The organism is Citricoccus muralis (assembly GCF_029637705.1).
Taxonomy (GTDB): domain Bacteria; phylum Actinomycetota; class Actinomycetes; order Actinomycetales; family Micrococcaceae; genus CmP2.
The window spans coordinates 1,519,762-1,543,607 of the sequence record NZ_CP121252.1 but is presented as its reverse complement, the minus strand read 5'-3'; the positions used below and the strand labels follow the sequence as shown (position 1 = coordinate 1,543,607).

General features: G+C 61.0%; 19 protein-coding genes, 3 tRNA genes and 1 pseudogene. 7 read left to right on the top strand and 16 right to left on the bottom strand.

Features of this window, described 5'->3' with window-relative positions:
- Positions 1-73: 73 nt before the first annotated feature.
- The 6 genes from P8192_RS07065 to P8192_RS07040 all read right to left on the bottom strand — a co-directional run bounded on the left by P8192_RS07065 (position 74) and on the right by P8192_RS07040 (position 5,598).
- A complete protein-coding gene (locus P8192_RS07065) occupies positions 74-697 on the bottom strand; it encodes a DsbA family protein (RefSeq protein WP_278159597.1) in 624 nt (207 codons plus the stop codon).
- Positions 698-770: 73 nt separating this feature from the next.
- Positions 771-2,057 (bottom strand): ATP-dependent Clp protease ATP-binding subunit ClpX, encoded by a 1,287-nt coding sequence (clpX, locus tag P8192_RS07060; RefSeq protein ID WP_270105382.1) that lies wholly within the window; start codon positions 2,055-2,057, stop codon positions 771-773.
- Between the two features lie 172 nt (positions 2,058-2,229).
- Positions 2,230-2,886 carry an ATP-dependent Clp protease proteolytic subunit gene (locus P8192_RS07055; RefSeq protein ID WP_270105383.1) on the bottom strand — a complete coding sequence of 219 codons (657 nt, stop codon included), beginning with the start codon at positions 2,884-2,886 and terminating at the stop codon, positions 2,230-2,232.
- A gap of 64 nt (positions 2,887-2,950) precedes the next feature.
- The gene (locus P8192_RS07050) at positions 2,951-3,544 is read right to left on the bottom strand and encodes an ATP-dependent Clp protease proteolytic subunit (protein ID WP_270107580.1); all 594 of its coding nucleotides are present in this window, start codon (positions 3,542-3,544) and stop codon (positions 2,951-2,953) included.
- A 309-nt stretch (positions 3,545-3,853) separates the two neighbouring features.
- Positions 3,854-5,431 carry a trigger factor gene (gene tig, locus P8192_RS07045; RefSeq protein WP_278159594.1) on the bottom strand — a complete coding sequence of 526 codons (1,578 nt, stop codon included), beginning with the start codon at positions 5,429-5,431 and terminating at the stop codon, positions 3,854-3,856.
- Positions 5,432-5,524: 93 nt separating this feature from the next.
- Positions 5,525-5,598: transfer RNA gene (locus P8192_RS07040), tRNA-Pro, on the bottom strand.
- A 172-nt stretch (positions 5,599-5,770) separates the two neighbouring features.
- Here P8192_RS07040 and P8192_RS07035 point away from each other — a divergent pair.
- Positions 5,771-5,841 (top strand) — tRNA-Gly (locus P8192_RS07035).
- Between the two features lie 125 nt (positions 5,842-5,966).
- On the opposite strand, the gene lipA is transcribed toward P8192_RS07035, so the two are convergent.
- The 4 genes from lipA to P8192_RS07015 all read right to left on the bottom strand — a co-directional run bounded on the left by lipA (position 5,967) and on the right by P8192_RS07015 (position 9,322).
- Entirely contained in the window at positions 5,967-7,142 is a 1,176-nt protein-coding gene (gene lipA, locus P8192_RS07030) for a lipoyl synthase (protein ID WP_278159592.1), read from the bottom strand.
- Between the two features lie 13 nt (positions 7,143-7,155).
- Positions 7,156-7,833 (bottom strand): lipoyl(octanoyl) transferase LipB, encoded by a 678-nt coding sequence (gene lipB, locus P8192_RS07025; RefSeq protein WP_278159590.1) that lies wholly within the window; start codon positions 7,831-7,833, stop codon positions 7,156-7,158.
- A gap of 92 nt (positions 7,834-7,925) precedes the next feature.
- Positions 7,926-8,819 carry an Fpg/Nei family DNA glycosylase gene (locus tag P8192_RS07020; protein WP_278159588.1) on the bottom strand — a complete coding sequence of 298 codons (894 nt, stop codon included), beginning with the start codon at positions 8,817-8,819 and terminating at the stop codon, positions 7,926-7,928.
- Entirely contained in the window at positions 8,819-9,322 is a 504-nt protein-coding gene (locus tag P8192_RS07015; protein WP_270107582.1) for a ribose-5-phosphate isomerase, read from the bottom strand. The genes P8192_RS07020 and P8192_RS07015 overlap by 1 nt, the downstream gene beginning before the upstream one ends.
- A gap of 96 nt (positions 9,323-9,418) precedes the next feature.
- Here P8192_RS07015 and pepN point away from each other — a divergent pair, with 96 nt between their 5' ends.
- The 3 genes and pseudogenes from pepN to P8192_RS07000 all read left to right on the top strand — a co-directional run bounded on the left by pepN (position 9,419) and on the right by P8192_RS07000 (position 13,109).
- The gene (gene pepN, locus P8192_RS07010) at positions 9,419-12,028 is read left to right on the top strand and encodes an aminopeptidase N (RefSeq protein WP_278159586.1); all 2,610 of its coding nucleotides are present in this window, start codon (positions 9,419-9,421) and stop codon (positions 12,026-12,028) included.
- A gap of 43 nt (positions 12,029-12,071) precedes the next feature.
- Positions 12,072-12,512, top strand: a pseudogene (locus P8192_RS07005) (OsmC family protein); the annotation flags it as partial.
- A 144-nt stretch (positions 12,513-12,656) separates the two neighbouring features.
- On the top strand, positions 12,657-13,109 hold the full coding sequence (locus P8192_RS07000; protein WP_431521170.1) for a globin: 453 nt from the start codon (positions 12,657-12,659) through the stop codon (positions 13,107-13,109).
- A 24-nt stretch (positions 13,110-13,133) separates the two neighbouring features.
- Here P8192_RS07000 and P8192_RS06995 read toward each other — a convergent pair whose 3' ends face one another.
- Positions 13,134-13,868 carry a hypothetical protein gene (locus tag P8192_RS06995; RefSeq protein ID WP_278159585.1) on the bottom strand — a complete coding sequence of 245 codons (735 nt, stop codon included), beginning with the start codon at positions 13,866-13,868 and terminating at the stop codon, positions 13,134-13,136.
- A 145-nt stretch (positions 13,869-14,013) separates the two neighbouring features.
- Between P8192_RS06995 and P8192_RS06990 the strand changes: the two genes are divergently transcribed.
- Complete coding sequence (locus P8192_RS06990) at positions 14,014-14,934, top strand: acyl-CoA thioesterase (RefSeq protein WP_278159584.1); 921 nt, start codon at positions 14,014-14,016, stop codon at positions 14,932-14,934.
- Between the two features lie 77 nt (positions 14,935-15,011).
- Here the strand turns inward: P8192_RS06990 and ettA are convergent, their stop codons facing one another.
- Positions 15,012-16,694, bottom strand: a complete 1,683-nt coding sequence (ettA, locus tag P8192_RS06985) for an energy-dependent translational throttle protein EttA (RefSeq protein WP_278159582.1) — start codon at positions 16,692-16,694, stop codon at positions 15,012-15,014.
- A gap of 145 nt (positions 16,695-16,839) precedes the next feature.
- A complete protein-coding gene (locus tag P8192_RS06980; RefSeq protein WP_278159581.1) occupies positions 16,840-17,427 on the bottom strand; it encodes a single-stranded DNA-binding protein in 588 nt (195 codons plus the stop codon).
- A gap of 163 nt (positions 17,428-17,590) precedes the next feature.
- On the opposite strand from P8192_RS06980, the gene P8192_RS06975 reads away from it, so the two are divergent.
- Positions 17,591-17,664, top strand: a tRNA-Arg gene (locus tag P8192_RS06975).
- 48 nt (positions 17,665-17,712) lie between these two features.
- Positions 17,713-19,239 (top strand): DUF2079 domain-containing protein, encoded by a 1,527-nt coding sequence (locus P8192_RS06970; RefSeq protein ID WP_278159579.1) that lies wholly within the window; start codon positions 17,713-17,715, stop codon positions 19,237-19,239.
- On the opposite strand, the gene P8192_RS06965 is transcribed toward P8192_RS06970, so the two are convergent.
- Genes P8192_RS06965 through mptB (P8192_RS06955) form a run of 3 tightly spaced genes read right to left on the bottom strand, consistent with a single transcriptional unit; the run spans position 19,236 to position 23,826 of the window.
- The gene (locus P8192_RS06965; protein WP_278159577.1) at positions 19,236-20,603 is read right to left on the bottom strand and encodes a glycosyltransferase family 87 protein; all 1,368 of its coding nucleotides are present in this window, start codon (positions 20,601-20,603) and stop codon (positions 19,236-19,238) included. The genes P8192_RS06970 and P8192_RS06965 overlap by 4 nt on opposite strands.
- Entirely contained in the window at positions 20,600-22,216 is a 1,617-nt protein-coding gene (gene mptB, locus P8192_RS06960) for a polyprenol phosphomannose-dependent alpha 1,6 mannosyltransferase MptB (RefSeq protein WP_278159575.1), read from the bottom strand. Before mptB (P8192_RS06960) ends, P8192_RS06965 begins: the two co-directional genes overlap by 4 nt.
- A complete protein-coding gene (gene mptB, locus P8192_RS06955; RefSeq protein ID WP_278159573.1) occupies positions 22,216-23,826 on the bottom strand; it encodes a polyprenol phosphomannose-dependent alpha 1,6 mannosyltransferase MptB in 1,611 nt (536 codons plus the stop codon). The genes mptB (P8192_RS06960) and mptB (P8192_RS06955) overlap by 1 nt, the downstream gene beginning before the upstream one ends.
- Positions 23,827-23,846 lie beyond the last annotated feature (20 nt).

Genomic DNA, 23,846 nt, shown 5'->3' with positions numbered 1-23,846 from the left:
CCCTGCCAGAGGGCACGAAAAAGTGGCGGCCGCGATCATGGATCGCGGCCGCCACTGCCGTTAAGACGAGAGGTCAGTCGAACTGCAGGTCGGTGGTCCGAGAACGCTTCAGCTCGTAGAAGTACTCGTAGGAGCCCAGTGCCACAGCACCGTCGAAGATCTTACCGGCGGTCTCTCCGCGCGGGATACGGGTGAGAACCGGACCAAAGAAGGCGGTGTCGTTGAAGGCCACCACAGGGGTTCCGACGTCGTCGCCCACTTTGGAGATCCCTTCCCGATGCGAGGCGCGCAATTCCGTGTCGAGCGCATCGGTGCGTGCGTCAACCAGCAGATCGGCGTCGAGGCCGAGCTCGTTCAGCGCGTTGGCCACGGCAGATTCGAAGTCTTTGTTGCCGTTGTTGTGGATCTCGGTGCCCAGAGCCGTGTAGTAGTCACCAATTTTGTCCTCGCCGTGACGCTCACGCACCTGCACCACGGAGCGTGCGGGCAGCCACGCCCGGTCCATCAGTTCGCGGTATCCTTCGTCGAGGTCGCGTCCCTCGTTAAGAACCGAGAGAGACATAATGTGCCAGCGCACCGTGATGTTGCGTACCTGCTCGACTTCCTTGATCCACCGGGACGTGATCCAGGCAAAGGGGCAAATCGGGTCGAACCAGAAATCAACGATCTCGGGGTTCTCGGTAGTGGCTTCAGGCATTCGTCCTCCTCGATGATTCGCAGGACCGCGCACAGGAAGGCGCGGCGCGGATGGCATCTGCCACAACCTGGCCTTAGGCGGATTTATTCCGGCGTTTCCGGGCGACTTCCTGAGAGATGAGCGTTGGTTCTTCTTCACCGCGAACGGCTTCGCCGGTGATGACCACCTGGGCAATATCATCCCGAGCGGGCAGATCGAACATGACCGGTTGCAGGACGTCTTCTAGGATGGAACGCAGTCCTCGGGCACCGGTGCCACGATCATTGGCTTGACCGGCGATCGCTTCGAGTGCGGAGCGTTCAAACACCAACTCCACGCCGTCGAGCATGAACATCTTCTGGTACTGCTTCACCAGTGCGTTCTTCGGCTCGGTGAGCACGCGTATCAGCGATTCCTCATCGAGGTAATCGACAGCGGTCACCACGGGAAGTCGACCGATAAACTCGGGGATCAGACCAAACTTGAGCAGATCCTCGGGCTGAACATCTGCATACGAAGGAGTCTCGTTCGAGATGTGGTGCAAGGGAGCACCAAAGCCGATGCCCTTGCGTCCCGCACGAGAACCGATGATCTCGTCCAAGCCCGCGAAAGCACCAGCAACGATGAACAGCACGTTGGTGGTGTCGATCTGCAGGAACTCCTGGTGCGGATGCTTGCGTCCGCCCTGCGGTGGCACAGAGGCAACGGTACCCTCGAGGATCTTCAGCAGCGCCTGCTGCACGCCTTCTCCGGAGACGTCACGGGTAATTGAAGGGTTCTCCGACTTTCGCGAAATCTTGTCGATCTCGTCGATGTAGATGATGCCCTGCTCGGCCTTCTTGACGTCATAATCCGCAGCCTGAATCAACTTCAGCAGAATGTTCTCGACGTCTTCACCGACGTAGCCGGCTTCCGTCAGCGAGGTGGCGTCGGCCACAGCGAAGGGCACGTTGAGTTTCCGGGCCAGAGTCTGCGCCAGATAGGTTTTACCGGAGCCGGTCGGGCCCACCAACAGGATGTTGGACTTACCGACTTCGACGTCGGCGAGGTCTGATTCTTGGCCGAAGGGAGTCTTGGGCGCTTCGCCATTGCGAATGCGCTTGTAGTGGTTGTAGACGGCAACCGAAAGAGCGCGCTTGGCTGCGGTCTGGCCAATAACGTACTGCTCGAGATGCTCGTAGATCTCGTGAGGCTTCGGTAGCTCTACTTCGCCGGATTCGACGACTTCGGTGAGCTCTTCCTCGATGATCTCATTGCAGAGTTCGATGCATTCATCGCAAATGTAAACGCCGGGACCGGCGATCAGCTTACGGACCTGCTTTTGGCTCTTGCCACAGAATGAGCATTTGAGCAGGTCGGCGCTTTCTCCGATGCGTGCCATGCGGGGATCTCCTCAAGACGGGGTACCTCCACAGCATAGTGGGTAGAGGCGGTGAATCGACGAAGGTAACGTCGCCCGGTCATAGCTGTGGCGCACCGAGAAGATTACTCTCGGTGCGCCACATTGCGCTTGGACCGGCTGATCAGCAGTGTGTCTACTGATCGTGCGGTGGTCAGCTGCGCTGGATCTTGCGCGAAGGAAGGACCTCATCGACCAGACCGTATTCCAACGCCGCGTCTGCGGAGAGGAACTTGTCACGGTCAATGTCGCGGGAGACCTCTTCGGCAGACTTGTTGCTGTGCTTGGCCAGAGTATGCTCCATCCACACACGCATCCGGTTGATTTCTTCAGCATGGATAGCAAGGTCCGTGGCGGTACCACGGTCGCCGCCCATAGCGGGCTGGTGGATCAGCACGCGGGCGTTCGGCAGCGCCAGGCGCTTTCCGGGAGCGCCGGCGGCCAGCAGCACAGCAGCGGCAGAGGCTGCCTGGCCGAGGCACACGGTCTGCACCTCGGGACGGATGAACTGCATCGTGTCGTAAATGGCCGTCATCGCGGTGAAGGAACCACCGGGCGAGTTGATGTAGAGCGTGATGTCGCGCTCGGAGTCCATCGACTCCAGTACCAACAACTGGGCCATGATGTCGTCGGCCGAGGCGTCATCCACCTGGGCGCCGAGGAAAACGATGCGGTCTTCGAAAAGCTTCGCGTAGGGGTCCTGACGCTTGAAACCATAGGGGGTGCGCTCTTCGAACTGGGGAAGAATGTAGCGCGAGCTCGGTGCCGGAATGTCGGCACCGGTCGGCATTCCGGTGGGCATGTGGTTCATGATGTCTCTCCTGAGGGCGACGTCGCGTGGGTCGAGATGGTATGTGGGGTGGCGGAACCGGGCGTCACTGCTGGACGCCGCCACCACCGGTGACGCTGCCGGAACGCTCGGCGATGTGGTCAAAGAATCCGTATTCCAGGCCGTCCTGGGCGGTGAACCACTTGTCGCGTTCGTTATCCTTCAGGATCGTCTCGACGGTCTGTCCGGTCTGCTCAGCAGTCAGCTCAGCCATAACCTGCTTCATGTGCAGGATGAGCTGCGCCTGGATGCGAATGTCGGACTCGGTACCGCCGATGCCGCCCGATGGCTGGTGCATCAGGATACGTGCGTGCGGCGTCGCGTAGCGCTTGCCCTTGGTGCCGGACGACAGCAGGAACTGACCCATGGATGCCGCGAGGCCGGTCGCCACGGTGACGACATCGTTGGGGATGTACTGCATGGTGTCGTAGATGGCCATACCAGCGGTCACCGAACCACCGGGCGAGTTGATGTAGAGGTAGATGTCCTTCTCTGGGTCTTCGGCCGAGAGCAGCAGCATCTGCGAGCAAATGGCGTTGGCATTGTCGTCGCGGACCTCAGAGCCGAGCCAGATGATGCGCTCTTTGAGCAGGCGATTGTAGATGTAGTCTTCGCGCTGCGCCGGGTCTACCGACTGCATGCGAGGTGCGGGGGACGATTCGGTCATGACGTCCTTACCTTCCTTCAACTGGCTGACTGAAACACGTTCGAGCTCGAAGGCACTGCGTGTGGTGCGACTGATCCGAACGATCTGTATTGAGACTACTGTGCGTCGCCGTGGTTCGGCACGCATGTTGCCCGCTGTTCGCTGATGGCGGGACCGATCCTCACCGAACCCATCCCGAAAGCAAACGAGGGGCTCGCTGATCAACGGAGTGTCGATCAGCGAGCCCCTCGCCCGTGAGGCACGGTGTCGAGAACGCGAGGTTCACGGCGTGCCGACGAATTCTCAGGCCTCAGTGCCCTCGTCTTCTGCGGTTTTCTTGGCTGCAGGCTTTTTGGCCGGAGCCTTCTTCGCGGCGGGCTTCTTCGCGGCAGCCTTCTTCGCAGCAGGCTTCTTCTCCTCAGCCTCGTCAGCATCCTCTGCCTTCTCAGCTGCCTTCTTCGCGGGAGCCTTCTTGGCGGGAGCCTTCTTCGCAGCAGGCTTCTTCGCAGGGGCCTTCTTCTCTTCCTTCGGCGCCTCGGCGTCAGCGGAGTCGGCAGCCTCGGCAGCGTCCTCTTCCTGCTCGCCGGCGGGCTTCACGAACGAGGTCAGGTCTACAGCGTTGCCGTCGGTGTCGGTGACCTCGGCGAACTCCAGCACCTTGGCCAGAGCCTTGCGACGACGCACCTCGCCCATGATCAGGGGCACCTGGCCTGCCTGATCCAGCATCTGGGCGAACTGGTTCGGGTCCATGCCGTACTGCGAGGCGGAAGAGATGATGTATTCGATCAGCTCGGACTGTTCCACGCCGACCTCTTCGGCGTCAGCCACAGCATCGAGGATGACCTCATTGCGGAAGGCTTCGCGGAAGTTCTCGGTGACCTCTTCGCGGTGATCTGCGGTGTCGTGGTCGTCGCCCTCGGAGTGTCCTCCCTGGGAGAAGTGCTGCTCGACCTGTTCTTCAACGACCGAATCCGGAACAGGAACCTCGATGAGCTTCACGAGCTCCTCGAGCACCTTGTCGCGGGCCTCGACGCCCTGCTCGGTGATGGCCTGCTCGGACGCCTGCTTCTTGAGGTCTTCCTTCAGCTCAGCAATGGTGTCGAATTCGGAGGCCAGCTGTGCGAACTCGTCGTCAGCCTCGGGCAGCTCGCGGTCCTTCACGGCAGAAACGACGACCTTGACGGTGGCCTTCTCACCGGAGTGCTCGCCACCGGACAGGGTGGTTTCAAAGATAGCGTCTTCGCCGGCGGACAGGCCCTCAAGAGCCTCGTCGAGGCCTTCGAGCATGGTACCTGCGCCCACCTGATAGGACAGGTCATCGGCCTGATCGACAGTCTCATCGTCGATGGTGGCGGTAAGGGAGATGGTGACAAAGTCATCCTTGCCGGCCGGACGGTCGGTCTCTTTCAGGGTGCCGAAGCGAGAACGCAGGTCGTTGAGCGCCTTCTCCTCGTCCTCAGCGGATGCGGCGGCGGGATCGACGGTGACCTTAAGGCCCTTGTAATCAGGCAGCTCGATGGTCGGGCGCACGTCCACCTCGGCGGTGAACTTCAGCGGAGCCTCGGCGTCGCCTTCAGCACCCGGTGCAGAGGTGATGTCAACCTCAGGACGGTTCAGCGGAGTGATCTCAGCTTCGCGCAGAGCCTCCTGGTAGTACCCGTTGAGGCCTTCGTTGATGGCGGTCTCGATCACGTAACCGCGGCCAATACGCTGGTCGATCAGACGGTTCGGAACCTTGCCCTTGCGGAAGCCTGGGATCTGGACCTGGTTCGCGATGGTCTTGTACGCCTCATCGATACGTGGCTTCAGCTCATCGAAGGGAACCTCGACGTCCAGCTTCACCCGGGTCGGGTTGAGGGTTTCTGCGGTGCTCTTGACCACGTAGGACTCCTGTGGATTGATCTTCTTGGTTCAAGGGCTGTTGATGTGGGATCAACGGCCGTTCTGGTGACCGGACTGCCGATCACCATGATGTCGGGGTGACAGGATTTGAACCTGCGGCCTCACGCTCCCAAAGCGCGCGCTCTACCAAGCTGAGCTACACCCCGTCCGAGGCGGTCGTGCCCTGAATCAATTGCTATGACACGCTCATGGCTCAGACAGACCGAAGGCCTGCACGAACACCGGCCATCGAATATTCTACGCATAGTTCATCCTGATTTCGCATTTTGCGGATCATTGCGCTTGTCGGTTATGCTCGACTTCGATGCTTGTAGCTACGGGGATGTAGCTCAATGGTAGAGCCCCAGTCTTCCAAACTGGTGGTGCGGGTTCGATTCCCGTCATCCCCTCCGATTAAATAGACCACTTAAAAAGAGCACGTCAGGCCGGGAATTTCTTCCCGGCCTGAGTCGCGTCTTGAGCCCTGAAACCTGCTTTTGTGACCTGCAGTGGCTTCACTGCACGCCCAGGAACATCAGCAACCGCAACCGCCCGATGATCCTGCGGAGCTTCCGCCGCAGCAACCGCCACTGCCGCCGACGGGGGCTCCGACCGGTGACAGCGGCAGTGACACACGACCCTGCAGGCCCGGCTGGGCGGGAACATCCGCAGAGCTCTCGTCGTCGTTTTTGCGGAATCGGTTGAACACAGATTCTGCTTCCTGACGCGCCGAGCCCTGAGCGGCAAATTCGGCCAGCTGGGTGAGATGGCTCGGGATGTCGCGACCCAAAGATTGCATGGCTTCGACCCAGAGCTTGCCCGACCGGTACGAGGAGCGCACCAACGGGCCCGACATGCAGGCGGCGACGCCCATTCCCTTGGCAACATCACGCAGGCGCAGGAATTCCTGGGGCTTGACCCAGCGGTCCACGGGATGGTGCAGCGGCGACGGCCGCAGATACTGGGTCACCGTGAGAATGTGGACCCCGGCATCGGCCAGGTCGCGCATCGTGGACTCAATCTCTTCGGTGGTCTCCCCCATGCCCAGGATCAAGTTCGACTTGGTGATCAGGCCGGCGTCCCGGGCTTTGGAAATCGCGTAGAGCGACTTGTCGTAAGAAAATGCGGGGCGGATGGTCTTCATCAGCCGCGGCACGGTCTCCAGGTTGTGCGCGAACACTTCGGGACGGGCCTCGAACACAGCCTCCAGGGGTGCATCCCCACCGCGGAAATCGTCCACGAGCAACTCGACACCGGTGCCGGGAGTGCGCTCATGGATAGCACGGCAGGTTTCGGCGTAGAGCCAGGAGGCGCCGTCTTCGAGATCATCGCGTGCCACGCCCGTCACGGTCACATAGCGCAAACCGAGCTGTTCCACGGAATCCGCTACGCGGTAGGGCTCTTCCCGGTCGTACTCCCCCGGCTTGCCCGTGGCAATGTCGCAGAAGCCACAACGGCGGGTGCAGACGGCACCGCCAATGAGGAACGAAGCTTCGCGGTCTTCCCAACACTCGTAGATATTGGGGCAGTTCGCCTCTGCACACACGGTGTTGAGCGAGGTTTTGCGCACTTGCTCGCGCATGTTCTGGTATTCGGGACCCACGGTGGCGCGGGTCTTGAGCCACTCGGGGCGTTCCTCGCGCGGAACCTCTTTGTTGCGCGCCTCGATACGCAGCAGCTTGCGGCCCTCGACTTTAGGAAGAGTTGACACGTCGGTTGCTCCTTTATCGGATGCTGGATGCCGTCAATTTCTCGGTGCTGGTGTCGGCCCCGGCGCCACGAGCAAGCAGCGGGGCCAGACGATGTCGCAGAGCTGCCGTCAAGGGCTCGACTAATTCGTCCAGAGTGATGCTGATGCCCTCTTGCGCCAAGGAGGTCACTCCGGCGTCGTTAATTCCGCAGGGGACGATGCCTGAGAATGCTGAGGTGAAATCGGTGTTGACGTTCAAGGAAATTCCGTGCAAGGTGGCCGCACGGCTGATCTTCAAACCGATAGCGCTGATTTTCCGGTCCGCGTTGCGGAGCCAAACTCCAGCACGTCCGTCGATACGCACGACATCGAGGCCGCAATGATCACGCAGGGTGTCCAGCACGGACCCTTCGACAGCGCGAATATAGGCGTGCAGGTCGACGGGCTCAGTGAGCTTCACGATCGGGTAGACGATCAGCTGCCCGGGGCCATGCCAGGTGATGGATCCTGCCCGGTCAGTGTCCACGATCGGGAGATCCGGGTCGGTGATGTCACCGGGGCGAGTATGTCGACCTGCCGTGTAGGTCGCGTTGGATTCGAACACCAGGAAGGTGTCCGGCTCTGTTCCGTCCGCGACACCAGCATGGATGGAACGTTGCCGAATATCGGCATCCTGATATGCCGTGAGTCCACGGTCCAAGAGATTCACCACTCGCACGCCTTCAGCCTAACGCGCTAGAACACCCGATGGTTCCACTCGTGTCATGATGTGACCGTGACTCCCCGGTAAGGGAGCGAGGGGTTTCAGCGCTGGCATACGGTACACCGGTACAGTTTTCGAGCGGCCATGGACGAAACCACGATCGAGTCGCTGGCGCAGACACGGCAGCTCATCCCTTGTCGCTGATACACGTAATAGGCATGCTCAGGCCACGCTTCGGCTAAGTCCACGCCTGGGCGGTGTTCCGGCGCAGTGGTAATAATGCGTCCGTGTTCCACACCAAGCTGCATGAGAAACACTTCGTCATCCCAGAGGGATCGCAACGTGGTCTCATCAACTTCGTTCGCCGGCCGATAAGGGTCAATCCTTGCCCTGAAGAGTCCTTCGGCACGATAAATATTGCCGATCCCGGCTACTCGGGACTGATCCATGAGCACCGTTCCGATGGCGGTACGGGTCGACGAACACTGATGCAGGAAGTCCTCTACTCCAGGTTCGTCCCCCAGCGGGTCCGGCCCCATCGCAGCGACGGTACCGGCCATCTCCGCGGGGGTCTGTACACGGCAAACACTGGCTCCGACGAGGTCAGCCCAACCGTGTTCGGTCACCAACCGAACCCGGGTGGTCGGCCTGGGTTCCGGTGGTCCAGAATAGGAATCACCGTCGTCGTGACCACGGGCGATCTCCTGCTCGCCGATCTTCCGCGGTGCGCCTAATGATGACGCCGCGGTGAACGTCTCATCACCACCCAGCGTCCACGCTCCGTACATCCCCAAATGAACGTTGAGGATGAGATCATGGTCGAACGTCAGGAACAAATGCTTGCCGTGCGCCCTCGCGGAGACCGGGGTGTGACCGTCCAAAAGCGCCGCGCCGTCCGCGAAACGCCCTTGCGGTGAACTCACCCGGAGTCGCTGCCCGACGAAAGTGTCGGTGAATTGCTGCGCGACGCGATGTATCGTGTGCCCTTCGGGCATTACTTCTCGATTCCGTCCGTTCCCAACTCATGTCCCGCAATGGCTCCGGTGCGCTCGTACTCGTTCATCTGGGCGATCCGGCGGCTGTGACGCTCTTCGTCCGACCAGGTTGCGGTCAGGAACGCGGTGATAATTTCCAAGGCGTCTTCTTGAGAATGCTGGCGCCCGCCCACGGCCACCACCTGCGCGTTGTTGTGCTCGCGAGCCAATTGCGCGGTGCCTACGGACCATGCCAAGGCTGCACGAATGCCCTCAACCTTGTTGGCCGCCATCTGTTCGCCGTTGCCGGACCCACCCAGAACGATGCCCAGTGAATCTGCACCGGCCTCGCGTTCTTTCTTCACAGCCAGTGCGGCGTTGATGCAGAACGAGGGGTAATCATCCAATGCGTTGTACTCCTGCGGGCCGTGATCAACCATGTCGTAACCGGCGTCGCTCAGCTGCTCGATGAGGTATCGGCTCAGGTCAAGCCCGGCATGATCGGTGGCAATATGTACGCGCACAGAGGTCTCCTTCGCTGTGGGTTGGGTCACGCTTCACAGTGGATTGCGTCTAGAGTGGACTGTTATACCCCAGCGTAGCGACTCCCAGGAGGACATGTGTCTGCACCCCAGCCCGCGTCATCGGCCCTGAACATCACCCGCGACGAAGCCACGGCCCGCGCGGCCGCCGTCTCGGTGGACAGTTACCGGGTCGAGCTCGACCTCACCGGCTCGCAGGACACCTTCGGTTCCACCACCACCGTGCGTTTTTCCGCAACGGAAGAGGCGGTTGGAACCTCCACCTTCATCGATTTTGTCTCCTCAGAAGTGACCTCGGTCCTTCTTAACGGCGAGGAGCTAGGTTCGGAAGCATCGGACGGCGTCCGCATCACCGTCGGCCCCCTTGCCGCCGAGAATGAACTCATCGTCGCCGGACGCGGCGTGTATATGAACACCGGTGAGGGTCTGCACCGGTTCATCGATCCCGTGGACGAGGAGACGTATCTCTATACTCAGTTCGAGGTCCCGGATTCCCGCCGGATGTTCGCCGTCTTCGAGCAGCCCGATCTGAAGGCCACCTTCCAGTTTGTGGTCGTTGCCCCTCAGCACTGGTCCGTGGTGTCCAACCAGCCGACTCCCGCCCCGCTTCCAATCGATCATGTGAACTTCTCCGTGGCAGATCGGGACTCTGCAGTGCTCTACGAGTTCTCCCCGACCCCGCGGATCTCCTCGTACATCACCGCCCTGATCGCGGGCCCCTACCGGTCGGTGCATTCGGATCTGACCAGTTCCGATGGCCGCCGTATTGATCTGGGTGTCTACTGCCGCGCCTCACTGTTCGAGCACCTGGACGCTGAAAACATCTTCACCTTGACTCGACAGGGTTTCGAGTTCTTTGAAGCCCAGTTTGGCACCCCCTACCCATTTGAAAAGTACGACCAACTCTTCGTTCCGGAGTTCAATGCCGGCGCCATGGAGAACGCCGGGGCCGTGACGTTCCTGGAGAACTACGTATTCCGCGGCACCGTTCCCGAAGCCATGATCGAGCGTCGGGCCATCACGGTGCTTCACGAGCTGGCTCACATGTGGTTCGGCGACCTGGTCACCATGCGCTGGTGGAACGACTTGTGGCTCAACGAGTCCTTCGCGGAGTTCATGTCGACCCTCGCCGCTGCCGAGAACACCGAGTACACCGGTGCCTGGACGACGTTCTCGTCGATGGAGAAGAACTGGGCCTACCGTCAGGATCAGCTCTCCAGCACCCATCCCATCACCGCCGAGATCCGTGACCTCGACGATGTCTTGGTGAATTTTGACGGCATCACCTATGCCAAGGGCGCCTCGGTTCTGCGCCAGCTGGTGGCCTGGGTGGGTCAAGAGAACTTCATGGCCGGTGTACGCGCCTACTTCGACAAGCACGCCTGGTCCAACACCGAACTCTCCGACCTGATGGCTGAACTCGAGTCGTCCTCAGGGCGCGATCTGACGGACTGGACCCGGCTCTGGCTCGAGACCTCCGGCGTGAATGCACTGCGCACGGAGGTCGACACCGACTCCGAGGGTCGCATCACTGAGCTTCGGATCGTCCAGACTGCGCCTTCGGGTGAGCCAGGATTCCCTGGCGACCAGGTGCTCCGCCCACATCGGCTCGCGGTGGGTTTCTATCGTCAGGAACCCGGTTCGGATTCTGGTCTGGTCCGGAAGGAGCGCTTCGAGCTGGATGTCGATGGTGAAGTGACCGTGGTGGCTGAGGCCGCCGGCATCCAGCGACCCGAAATTATTGTCATCAATGACGACGACCTCGCATACGCCAAGATCCGCCTGGACGACCAGTCCTGGGAGCGTGCCGCCGCGGACCTGTCCTCGGTCGAGGAGTCGCTGCCTCGCACCCTGCTCTGGGGTGCAGCTTGGGATACCGCACGTGACGGGGAGGCCAGCTCTGCCTGGTTTGTGGATGTCGTCTTGCGCCATATCGGCTCGGTAACCGATTCCTCAGTGGTTCAGACCTTGCTGCGTCAGCTGGCCACAGCGGTATCGCAGTTTACGGCGGAGGAACAGATTTCGTCACTGCGACGGGAGGTGGCCGAGCGACTCTGGACGCTCGCGCAGGAGGCCGAGGCTGGCTCCGATCAGCAACTTCAGTTCGTCACTGCCTACGCTGCGCAGGCGCGCGGTGACCAGCTGGATGCTGTGCAGGTGCTTTACTCAGGCGACGTCAACAAGGTTCCCGGCCTGGACCTGACCACAGATCTAAAGTGGGAACTGTTGACGTCTTTGGTAGCTGGCGGTCGTGCCGATGAGACTCAGATTGAGAACGCACTGAGCAAGGACGACACCGCTACCGGTGCTCTCGCCGCAGCCAAAGCACGGGCGGCCGTTCCGACCGCCGAGGCCAAGCAGCAGGCATGGGATCAGATCGTCGCCGGAGAGCTATCGAACTCCACCCAACGCAGCGTCGTCCTCGGGTTCAACCGAGTTCACGATCAGGCTCTCTTGCACCCCTACGCCGACGCCTACTTCGCGGAAATCGATCGGCTATGGGCTTCACGTTCACATGAGATGGCCGAGACGGCAGCCGTCGGGCTCTTTCCCAGTTGGTCGGTGACTACCGAGACGATCCAGGCTGCTGAGGCCGCACAGGAAGCTACCGAGTTCGCTGGACTGCGTCGGGTGCTGTTGGAGGCCACCGATGATCTACACCGGGCGCTCAACGCTCGGCGGTCCTGATCGCCGCTGGCTGCGGATGTCTTGATCCGTAGCTAGCGGTAGAGTGTCATGCGTGGAACATCGCTTTTCTCTGCGCGCAGAATGGACCGGCAACCGGGGCACCGGTACCTCAGGACCCCGGGATTTTGACCGGGACGTCGTCATACAGGCCGAGGACCCAGGTGAGATTCTGGGCTCTGCTGCAACTGCTTTTCATGGGGACTACCGACGGTGGAACCCGGAGCAGTTGCTGCTCGGTGCGCTGGCCGAGTGCCACATTCTGTCCTACCTCTTCGTCGCGATGAGCTCTCAGGTCCGGGTAACGCAAATGAGTTGTCGTGCCGAGCTCATTCTCACCCACACGGCTGAAGGCGGTCAGATCAGTGCAGCAACGCTACGCCCGGAAGTGTGGGTTGACGACGATTCCGTCACGCAAGAGCAGCTGGATGCCCTGCACGAACAAGCCCATCGCCAGTGCTTCATAGCGCGGTCGGTGAATTTCCCGGTGACCATCGAACCACAGCGTCACCTCTCTGGTGGTGGTAAACAGCTTCCGGACTTCAGTTCACGGTTGGGGGCCCCGATTGCGGTCTTGCGCCCGCGTCAGGCTAACCGCCCCAGCCAGGTGACGGGGCTAGAGAACCGCCCTATAGCTGCGGGAACGGCACACACTCCCCCTTTTCAGCGCACCAGTACTCCCGCCAAGGATGAGACCCCGGAGCCGACGTCGAAGCCCACCAGTTTCTATGAGCAGATCGGCGGACGTCCCACCTTCGCCAAGCTCTGCCGAGTGTTTTATGAAGGAGTTGCGGAAGATCCGGTGCTGCGCGAGATGTATCCGGAGGAAGATCTCGGTCCGGCAGAAGAGCGTTTGTTGCTGTTTCTGGAACAATACTGGGGCGGTCCTGGCACCTATTCCGAGCAACGAGGACATCCCCGGTTGCGCATGCGGCACATGCCGTACCGAGTGGATTTCGACGCACGAGACCGCTGGCTCAAGCACATGCGCGTCGCCGTCGACTCGCTGGAGCTTCCCCCTCTCCAAGAGGAAACTCTGTGGGATTACCTTGAGCGCGCAGCACACGCCATGGTCAACGCCTAGCTGAGCTTCCCCGCTGCCCCCGCATTACAGTGCCACGGCGCGGCGCGTCAGAATGGTGCCCCGCCGGCTCGATAGCCGAGTCCACACGCCCGTCTGGTGAACAGTGGTCGTACCTCCGGGTTCCAGGAACCCGAGGGTGTAGGCGCCCATGGCTGCCCCGGCCGGAAATTGGGCTCGCTCGGCATCTCCGAGCATGCGGTTCCATACCTGCGCCCGAGCCCGTGACACGAGTGATTCTCCCGGGTTGGTCGGCAGGCTCTGAGCAAGTTCTTCGATTCCAGTCCGTGCGACGGTACTGATGTCATTGTCGTCGACGGTGGCCCGTAGCTCCCATCCCTGGCGCGGAGGCGTGATAGCGGTCCATGTCACGCGTAGCTGACGCGGCGGGAACGAAAACCAAGCGGATTCTTGGGAAACCATGCGCGCCGTACGCTCTGTCACCGCCTCCAGATCGAAGACAACGTCAAGCCCGTCCCAGGATCCGGGGTCCAGACCCGCTTCGGGCTGACTCGGTAGTCGCTGGGCACGCAAGCCCAGTACGAGCGGCACGTCATCTCCCAACCCGGCCGGGTGCATCACCGAAACCCACGTGGCCAGCATGTCAGAGACCACCTGGAACCTCATTCCGGTGGTGCCGATGGTCTTGGTTCTGGAGGCCAATTGCTCTAGATCACGCGCTGCTTCGCGATTCGCCAGGGGCAGGCCAGTGTCTCGATTCGGGTGGACTCGCCTGGCTGAGTCATGCGAAAAAACGGGCATACCGCCCATTATGCCCAGTGGCTCACTGAATGTCCTGCCACATTGCCCCGGGCTTAACCATGGATTCCACCCCAAGCGCGATACCGACTAGTAGAATCGACCAGAATGTCACAGTGACCGACCACCTTGAGGAAACGCCACCTTCATGATGAACACGAACCTCTACCCGGATGACCCGACCGACATCCTGCGCTCCGTGCTACAGCTCGAAGACCACGGGTTGGATGACTTTGGTTTCCGGCGCTTCACAGGCGATACCCCTCCCCAGGCTCGTGGACGAGTCTTCGGCGGCCAGGTCTTGGCTCAGTCCTTGCTGGCGGCATCAACGACGATCGACGATGACCGGTTGCTGCATTCCATGCACAGTTACTTCATCCGTCCCGGCGACGCCAAAGAGCCCATCGACTTCGTGGTGGAGTCCCCTCGTGACGGGCGTTCCTTCTCAGTACGCCGCGTTCAGGCGTGGCAACACGGCAAGGTCATCCTGTCGCTGAGCTGTTCCTTCCAGCAACCCAGCCCCGGACTGGAACACCAGGTTCCGATGCCGGAGGGCCTCCCCGGCCCCGAGGATCTGCCCACCGCCGCCGACCTCCTCGGCCACCTGGATGTTCCGGTGGCCCAAGAGTTCGCCCGGGCCCGGCCCTTCGATGTCCGCCACGTGTATCCGGCGATCTACCTGCGCCCCGATGAGCAAAAACGGCCAGAAAACATCGCTTGGATGAAAACGTTCACTCCGATTACCTTCGACGGACCGTTCACTTCCGCCAACGCTCAGGCCGCTGCGCTGGCCTATGCCTCGGATTACACCTTGTTGGAGCCGATTTTGCGTCAGCATGGGGTCGCCTGGGCGAAACGTGATCTTTCGGTGGCGTCACTCGACCACTCGATGTGGTTCCATCGCCCGGTGGCCGTGGATGAATGGCTTCTCTACGTGCAAGAATCACCGTCGGCACAGTCCGCTCGTGGATTGGGACTCGGCCGGATCTACACCCGCGACGGCATCCTGGTAGCAACCGTGGGCCAGGAAGGAATGGTCCGGCTCCCGGAGTTCGCTGAGCAAAACTGACCTGCGGACTGACGCATTGACGATTGTGACTCCCCCGGCAGTGCCGAGGGAGTCACAATCATCTCAGGACTGATTGATCAGTCGCGAGTGAGCTTGCGGTGTGTCACGCGGTGCGGACGTGCAGCATCCTGGCCAAGGCGCTCGACCTTGTTCGCCTCGTACGACTCGAAGTTGCCCTCAAACCAGTACCAGTTCGACGGGTTTTCGTCCGTGCCTTCGTAGGCGAGGATGTGGGTAGCCACCCGGTCCAGGAACCAACGATCGTGAGAGATCACCACCGCACAACCAGGGAACTCTAGAAGAGCGTTTTCCAATGAGCCCAAGGTTTCCACGTCGAGGTCGTTGGTGGGCTCATCGAGCAGCAGCAGGTTGCCGCCCTCTTTCAGCGTCAGGGCCAAGTTCAGGCGGTTGCGTTCACCACCGGAAAGCACGCCGGCCTTCTTCTGCTGGTCCGGACCCTTGAACCCGAACGCAGAGACATAGGCGCGTGACGGCATTTCCACCTGGCCCACGTTGATGTAGTCGAGTCCGTCCGAGACAACCTCCCAGAGGGACTTCTCCGGGTCGATATTGGCTCGGTTCTGGTCAACGTAGGAGATCTTCACCGAATCGCCGACGGTCAACTCGCCGCCGTCCAGCGGCTCGATGCCAACGATCGTTTTGAACAGTGTCGTCTTACCGACGCCGTTGGGACCGATGATGCCGACGATGCCGTTCCGCGGAAGCGAGAAACTGAGTCCGTCGATGAGAACGCGATCGCCGAAGCCCTTTTGAATGTTCGAAGCTTCGATGACCTGAGAACCCAGACGTGGTCCCGGAGGAATCTGAATCTCCTCGAAGTCCAGCTTGCGGGTCTTCTCTGCTTCCGCCGCCATTTCCTCGTAGCGAGCCAGACGGGCCTTGGACTTGGCCTGACGTCCCTTGGCGTTCGAGCGTACCCAGTCGAGTTCCTCGGCCAGTCGCTTGGCCATCTTGGCGTCCTTCTTGCCCTGGATCTCCATACGAGCGCGCTTCTTCTCCAAGTAGGTGGAGTAGTTGCCTTCGTAGGGGTACAGGCGGCCGCGGTCGACCTCACAGATCCATTCAGCGACGTGGTCCAGGAAGTAACGGTCGTGGGTCACGGCCAGGACGGCACCGGGATAGCTAGCGAGGTGTCCCTCCAACCACTGCACCGATTCGGCGTCGAGATGGTTAGTGGGTTCATCGAGCAGCAGCAGATCAGGCTTGGAGAGCAGCAGCTTACACAAGGCAACACGACGTCGTTCACCACCCGAGAGGTGAGTCACGGGCGAGTCACCCGGGGGGCACCGCAGTGCATCCATCGCCTGCTCCAGCTGGGAGTCGATGTCCCAGGCGTCCGCGGCGTCGATGTCTTCCTGAAGCTTGCCCATCTCGGCCATGAGCGCGTCGAAATCTGCGTCGGGGTTGGCCATTTCTTCAGAAATCTGGTTGTAGCGCTGGATCTTTTCGTAGATCTCGCCGACACCTTCCTGGACGTTGCCCAGGACGGTCTTTTCTTCGTTCAGTGGCGGCTCCTGCATCAGGATCCCCACGGAGTATTCGGGCGACAGTCGTGCTTCGCCGTTCGAGGGCTGGTCCAATCCAGCCATAATTTTCAGAATGGTTGACTTGCCGGCGCCGTTGGGGCCGACCATGCCGATCTTGGCTCCAGGGTAGAACGACATCGTCACGTCATCGAGGATGACCTTGTCGCCGACCTTCTTGCGGGCCTTGACCATCGTGTAAATAAATTCCGCCATATCCATAAGGCTAGTCGGTGGTCGCCGGGTTCCGCATACTCCGCGCCCAGACGACAGGAGATAGGTCTCTCACTGTGCTGAATATCAACTCGAAGGACGAGCATCCAACGACCACCGACAGCCGAACGTGCAGGAGGGGTCTGGCTCAGTGTCGAACCAGATCGTGGTCTCCTGCCATCGCGTACATGGCCGCCGCTGCCTCATCGTCATGCGGCACGGGATCAGGAACGCGCTGCGGTGTAAGGTCATCCTCGCTTCGAACAGAAGTCCACGAGGCCGAGGACTCTCCGAAGTCAACACGAGTGGGTTCTTCAGAAGTTTCTGCTCGTGGTGCACGTTGCAGGCTTTCTCCTTCAACACCCGTCCGCACGAAATCCGTCCAGCCACGTGACAGATCGTGACCGACAGAATCGGCGTCGATCTGAACCGTAGTGCCGGTCTTCGGCACGTCGCCGTCCGGTTCCTTGGTCTTCCAGGTCCGCACCGACAGTTTGCCGGTGACCACCACGGGATGACCTTTTGAGAGACTGCGGCGGGCATTGCGTGCCAGTCCGCGGTAGCAGTTCACCGTGAACCAGCTGGTATTGATATCGATCCAACTCTCGGTCTGGCGGTCGAACCGCCGCTCGGTACTGGCCACGCGAAACTCCACGGCTTCTGTGATGCCATCAGGCAACATCTTGCTCTTGGGGTCGGCTGCCAGATTTCCGCGAATAGTGATGAGTTGATTCATCGCATTCTCCTTTCATCGAGGTCCCTCCAGTACAGGCGGTGAAGGAATCTCACACGCCCGAAGGTCGACAAGGCTGTGGATCGTGGTCACCGACACGGCGCGGGAAGGAATCTGTGGAGGAGGCACGTCTCTGTGCTCAGCGGGTACACTGGTTCATGCTCACGCCCCAGTAGCTCAGCTGGATAGAGCAACGGCCTTCTAATCCGTGGGTCGGGGGTTCGAATCCCTCCTGGGGCACTCGTCAACCTTGCACCCAGTGCAGGGGTTGGTCATCATGAGGAGACCGTGGGGAAGCGAACGAAGTCCGGTACAGCGCAAAGCAAAGAGACCGAAAACGTACCGGCCCCGTCTCTGAATCGGCGCGAATGGATCCATCTGGGGATCGTGCTGGCCGTAGCGGTCTCCGTTTACGTGACACACTCTCTGTTGCGGTTCCGGAACTTCGACGCTAAGGGATACGACCTCGGTATCTTTGACCAGGCGGTCCGACAGTATGCCTTGTTCAACGCCCCGATCGTTCCCATCAAGGGCGTAGATTTCCACTTGCTCGGTGACCACTTCCACCCGATTTTGGCGTTGCTTGCGCCGTTCTATTGGGTATGGGACGACCCTCGGATGCTCGGGATCGTCATGGCCTTGGCTTTAGCGTCCAGTGCCATTCCGATTTATCTGTTCACTCGACGCCGTGGCTCCCATGTTGCCAGTCTGCTTGCTGCGATCGCTGTGCTCGCCTGGTGGCCCTTCCAAGCCATGGTCAATTGGGAGTTCCACGAAGTCACCCTCGGCGTGCCGGTGATGGGGTGGGTGGTCTGGGCCATCGACGCGCGTCGGCACTGGCTGGCCGCCGGACTGTCATTGATCTTGCTCACTGTGCGCGAAGACATGGGCGTCACGCTGATTGCCATCGCCCTGGTGTTGGCCTTGCGCAAAGCATGGGCACAGACCGCGTTGCTCGTGGTGGCTGGCGTGCTGGGTTATTACTTCGCCACCGAAGTCGTGATTCCCCATTACTCCCCCGATGGTGAGTTTGGATATTGGCAGTTCACCGCCCTCGGCCCCGACATGAGTAGCTCTCTGCTCTATATGATCACCAACCCGTTCGCCGCTTTGGCCGTACTGTTCGACCACCCGCTCAAAGTGGGTCTGTGGTTGCTGCATTTTGTGCCACTCTGGTTCCTGCCCTTCCTTTCCCCGTACACGTTGATGGCGGCACCGCTGTTGCTATCCCGTCTGTTCAACGACCGGTTGAACCTCTGGGCGCCGGTCTACCAATACGACGCCATCATCTCGGTCGTTTTCCTGATGGCGGCCATCGACGGATTGCATCGTGCTGTGGGCTGGTGGGCCAAGCGAGGAAAGACCCGGAGTCGGATGATGACTATCTTTACGGCATCCGTCGTGGGTTGTGCCGTGGTGGGGACTGTTTTCTTCCCGCAGGTCTTCCCGTTCCACCGCACGTTCTCAGGCGAGCTGTGGACCAAGAAGGAGAAGGCGGAGGCCTTCGAGCGCGCCGTCGATCTCATTCCAGACGATGTATGTGTCGAGGCTGCAGATAATGCGATTCCGCATCTGGTGGACCGCACCTATGTCAGCTTGCACGGGGTGATCGGCGATACATTGTCCACGTGGATGATCATCGACACCGATGTGGAAGAACTCGGTGGCTGGGATCCGCTCACCCCGGATGAAGCACTCCTACGTGCCGAGCGACTCGGCTTCGAGGTCGTCACCGAAGACGATCACGGTGTGTGGGTGCTTCAGCGGGATGCGCCGGTGGACCCGGTGTGCTCAAGCTATCTGCCCGGGGACTAAGCTGCCGTCCCTCTGCGAGACGCCGGTGGCAGCAATAGCGCGTCCGGCGAGGTGCGCACGGTCCCGGCCAGTGGATCGGAAGCGAAGTCAGAGGTGGACTCAGCGACTCCGATGGTGACGGATGTTTGCCGCACTGTGTCCCGTTCTGGGTGCAGAATATCCTGGATGACACTCACACAAATCCAGATCACCGCAGCCATATGAACGATGATCCCCGAGCCGTACCAGAGTGCGATGAGCACATCGTTGCCGAACTCGCCACCGGACGTGATCCGGGCGGACTCCATCCAGACCCCACCCCAGTGGTAGACCTCGGCAGCCTGCCAGATCCAGAACTGCTTCCAGTGTGGGCGGGCCAGGATCACCAGCGGAATCAACCACATCACGAACTGTGGTGAATACACCTTGCCCAACAACAGGAACGCGGCCACAATGAGCAGGCACAGTTGCGCCATCCGGGGCCGCTGCGGGGCAGCCAGTCCGAGCCAGGCGATACCGACACAGCACAATGCGAAGAGCCCGTTGGAGATCAGCGAGAACGCAGAGCCATCGAGACCGGTCCAGGTGAAGGCCAACCACATAGAAGAAAAGGAAACCTCTCGGTCCCCCGAGAATGTATAGAACCGGGACCACTGGTCAAACGCGGTGAGCATGAAGGGCACGTTGACGGCGAGCCACGTAGCGACGCCTACCGCCAGTGAGCAGAAGAAAGTTCCCAGCCGGCGACTTCGCAGACACAGAACCAGGATCGCGCCGAAGAAGAACAACGGATAGAGCTTCATGGCCGCGCCCAGCCCGAGCAGGAACCCGGTGAGCAGAGGCTTGTCGGAGCTCCATGCCCAGAGTGCCAGGGCGGCCAGCATCACGGCCCACAAGTCCCAGTTCAGATAGCCGGTCAAGATGATGCCCGGGGCAATCGCCACCAACAGCGCATCCTTGGAGTGACCACGGGCGGAGTACGCGGTGGCCACCACGACGATCATCCAGCACAGCAGCGCACCGGCCGCATTAATATCGAAGTACATCAGTGTGCGCTCATGGCCATCACCACTGCCCGGTACCAGCCAAGCGGTCACCCCGGCGACCACGGCGAGTAAGGCCGGATACTCCATCCACTGATCTTCGGGCAACGGTGTGTAGAACGGGAAGTACCCCTCGGCGAGACCGCGCGTCGGGAAGAGCTGTCCGAAATCGGAGTAACACATGTGGATGTGCACATCGGGTGCCGCCCACCCGTTGATGCGGCACCACTGTTTGGTCAGCACCGCAACAATGCCGGCGATGAGGGTAATGCCCAACAGGATCAACACCCAGCGGCGGTCCGGTGCTCCCGGGCGGCTCGTCTGCCTCGATGAACGGATCACTCGGACTCCCTCGTCGTCGTCAATTCACTGGGTGGCTCGCAGCGGCGCATGGCCTGGCGAGCGTCTCTGCGAAAGGGGAACAAACAGGCGGTAGCGCGGTCGAAGAGCACCAAGTACACCATACCGGCCACTCCCACCACCAAGATGATGCCGCGCACCAGCAGGATGGGGATCCACTGGGCCACGGACACCTGATCGATCACTCCCACCACGGCCAACGCAACCACCATCAGATACACGGTCCATGACTGCCACTCCATGGTTCCACGCCACACGCGGGTGACCGCATAAATCGGGATGACCCACAGCACATACCAAGGCTGGATGATCGGAGCCAGCAAAATGGTCACGGTCAGCGCCAGGGCCGTTGACACCAGCGGATTGATCACACGACGACGAAGCGCTAGGTAGGCCACCAGCCCCAGGGAGGCCGCCGTTCCCAAGGTGTATACCACGTCTGCCACCGGACGCAGACCTGTGTTAAACACCACATCCACGAGCCAGCCGACCCCCAGCCCCAGCAGGCCAAAGGGGGCGTACGGAAACGCAGCATCCCCGGACGTGAGCATGGCGGGGATCCAGCCGAACCAGAGACCAGATACGGCACCGGCCACCGTCATCACCGCACCGACCACGACCAGACACCACACCCAGGCGGCCGCGCGGTGCCGGTAGCGCACCCGCGCCTGGTCGGGCCGATACAGCATCAGCAACCCGGCGAACGGCAACGTCAACACCGTCAGCGGTTTGATAGCGATCGAGACACCGATCAGTACCAGTCCCGCGGTGCTGGTACCCCATCGATCACGACCGGCACCGATAAGCAAGAACCCGGCCAGCAGGAGTCCCGTCATGAGGGAGTCGTTGTGCACGCCGGCCATGAGGTAGAACGCCGTCAGCGGGTTCAGCACCGCCACCCACAGCGCCCATTCCTGGTTCGAGCCGAAACGACGCGCCAGCCGCGGCACCGCCCACCAACACAGCACCAGTCCGGTGACGGTAATCAGCCGGAAGATCAGGATCGCCGCTTCCGGAACACCGCCGGTCACCACCCAAATACCCCGGGCCATCAGCAGGAACAAAGGCCCATACGGCGATGGCGATTCTGCCCAGATCGAGTCCGCTCCTTGCATAAACCACCCGGACAGCGAAGACACCCCGTGCTCGTAAGGGTTCAGCCCCGTGTGAAGCACCCGTCCCTGCGCCAGATAGGAATACACGTCCCGGGAGAAAATGGGGAACGCCAGCATCAGCGGGGTCATCCAGGCGATCATCGCGTGGCTCAGGTATCGCCGCGCGTGCACGTGGGGTTCCCCCGACACGATCGACGACGGCGGTATCCGTAGCGTCGGCAACCGCAGATCCTGGCCCAGGCGAAGCCATGAGCGAATCAACAGCAAACAGCCCAGCATCATGGCCACCGCGCAGCTGATCACTCCGGAGGTCTCCACTCTCAGCGGGTTCAAGATCGTAGAGTGAGCGAACCAGGAGAGCTGGTTGGACGGCAACCAGCCCACTCCCCACGAGCCAACCATAATCAACAGCGAGCCGAGCGTTCCGACGGTCACGTGGCGTCGCGGGTGCACGTGACCGAAGGTGCTCAGTCCCATCATCACCGCTCCCCCGCGGCCTCCACAGCCGCTTTATCTTGCTTCCGAGTGCGACGTCGTACCCACACGCGGCGCAGAGCTGCCCGGACATGCCAGTCTTCCTTGACGATGCGCGACGTGTACGGGTCCAACAACAGAATCCATACGAGGCAGCACCACGAGATCACGGTCGAGAGGACAGCCACCAATCCCTCGATCTCCAGGAACTGCCACACAAAGAGCTGATCCGCAGCGCCAAAGGCCACGAAGAACGCGACCGTGAAGATCACCCACTTCAGCTGCCAGTTACCCTGAATCCCGGCCACTGCGAAGAACGGCAGCAGCCACAACAGGTACCAAGGCTGGATGATCGGTGAAAGCACCACGAGAGCCGCGAAGGCCCAGGTCATCCGCCATAAAAGGTTCTCGTGCTTGCCACGGAACATCAGCAGCAGCACGATCAGCACCGAGGCAATACGGCCTACAAGTTTGAACGTGTCCAGCACCCAGTAAGTCGGAATCCCCACCGACGAGAGAATCGCGGAGACCATGTTCGTCAAGATGCCCACCGGCGACCATGGCACCGAACCGGTACCCGTGCCAGCCATCACGGCCAGCCAACCAAAGCCGTACCCGTTCAGCAGTCCGACAATCACCATCACGACGGCGGCTATGCCCGCGCTCATGCCCCAGAAAACAAAGCGGCGCAGCCAGCTCGCTTGAGCACCTGCCCACCACAATGCAATGAACGGCAGAATCACCAGGGTGATGGGCTTGATTCCGACCGAGGCCATCACCAACAGAATGGCAATAATCCCCCGGCCCTGCAGGGCGAACCACACGCCGGCCAGTGCCAGGCCCACCATCAGCGCGTCGTTGTGACCGGAGGCAATAAAACTAATGATGAACAGCGGATTCGCCGCAGAAATCCACTGTGCTCGAGCCGCGTCGGTCCCGAAGTGCTCCGCCAGTTTCGGCACGTAGTACATGATCAGCAGCACGCCGATCAGCGCCACCACGCGGAACAAGAATATTGCCGCATCCGGATTGTCCGGGCCGGTGATCGCCACCACCGCGGCCTCAATCCAGAGGAACATGGGGCCGTAAGGGGTCTCGGACTGTGCCCAGGTGGTGTCGGTGCCCAACTGGAACCAGTTGTTGAGCGTCGAGATTCCGTCCACATACGGGTCCTGGCCGGCCAACACCAGGCGTCCCTGCCCTATATAGGCGAAAATATCGCGGGAAAAAATCGGCAGACACAGCATCTGCGGGGCACACCACAACAGCGTGGCCAGGTTGACCGTGCGCAACGATTTCGGCGGGAAGCGATAGTAGCCCTCGTCCTTGCTCGTGCGACGGCGCATCACCAGCCCGAGTCGGATCCACGCCCAGAACATCAGCCAACAGCCGAAGGTAAACACGATGGTGCCGGTGATGACCCCGGTCTCGGTGGTCCGCCACGGCAGTAGCCAGTCCCAACGATGGATGGGTGAAGCCGAGGCAAGCCACCCGATCGAGAAACTACCCGCGGTAATGGCACAGGAACCTAAAAAGCCGACGATGAGGGCGATCCACAGCGACGACGACGCGCGCGTGGACACACTGGTCTCACTCGTAGCAGGGGGGCTGGCCATGGCTCGCAGAATATCACCGC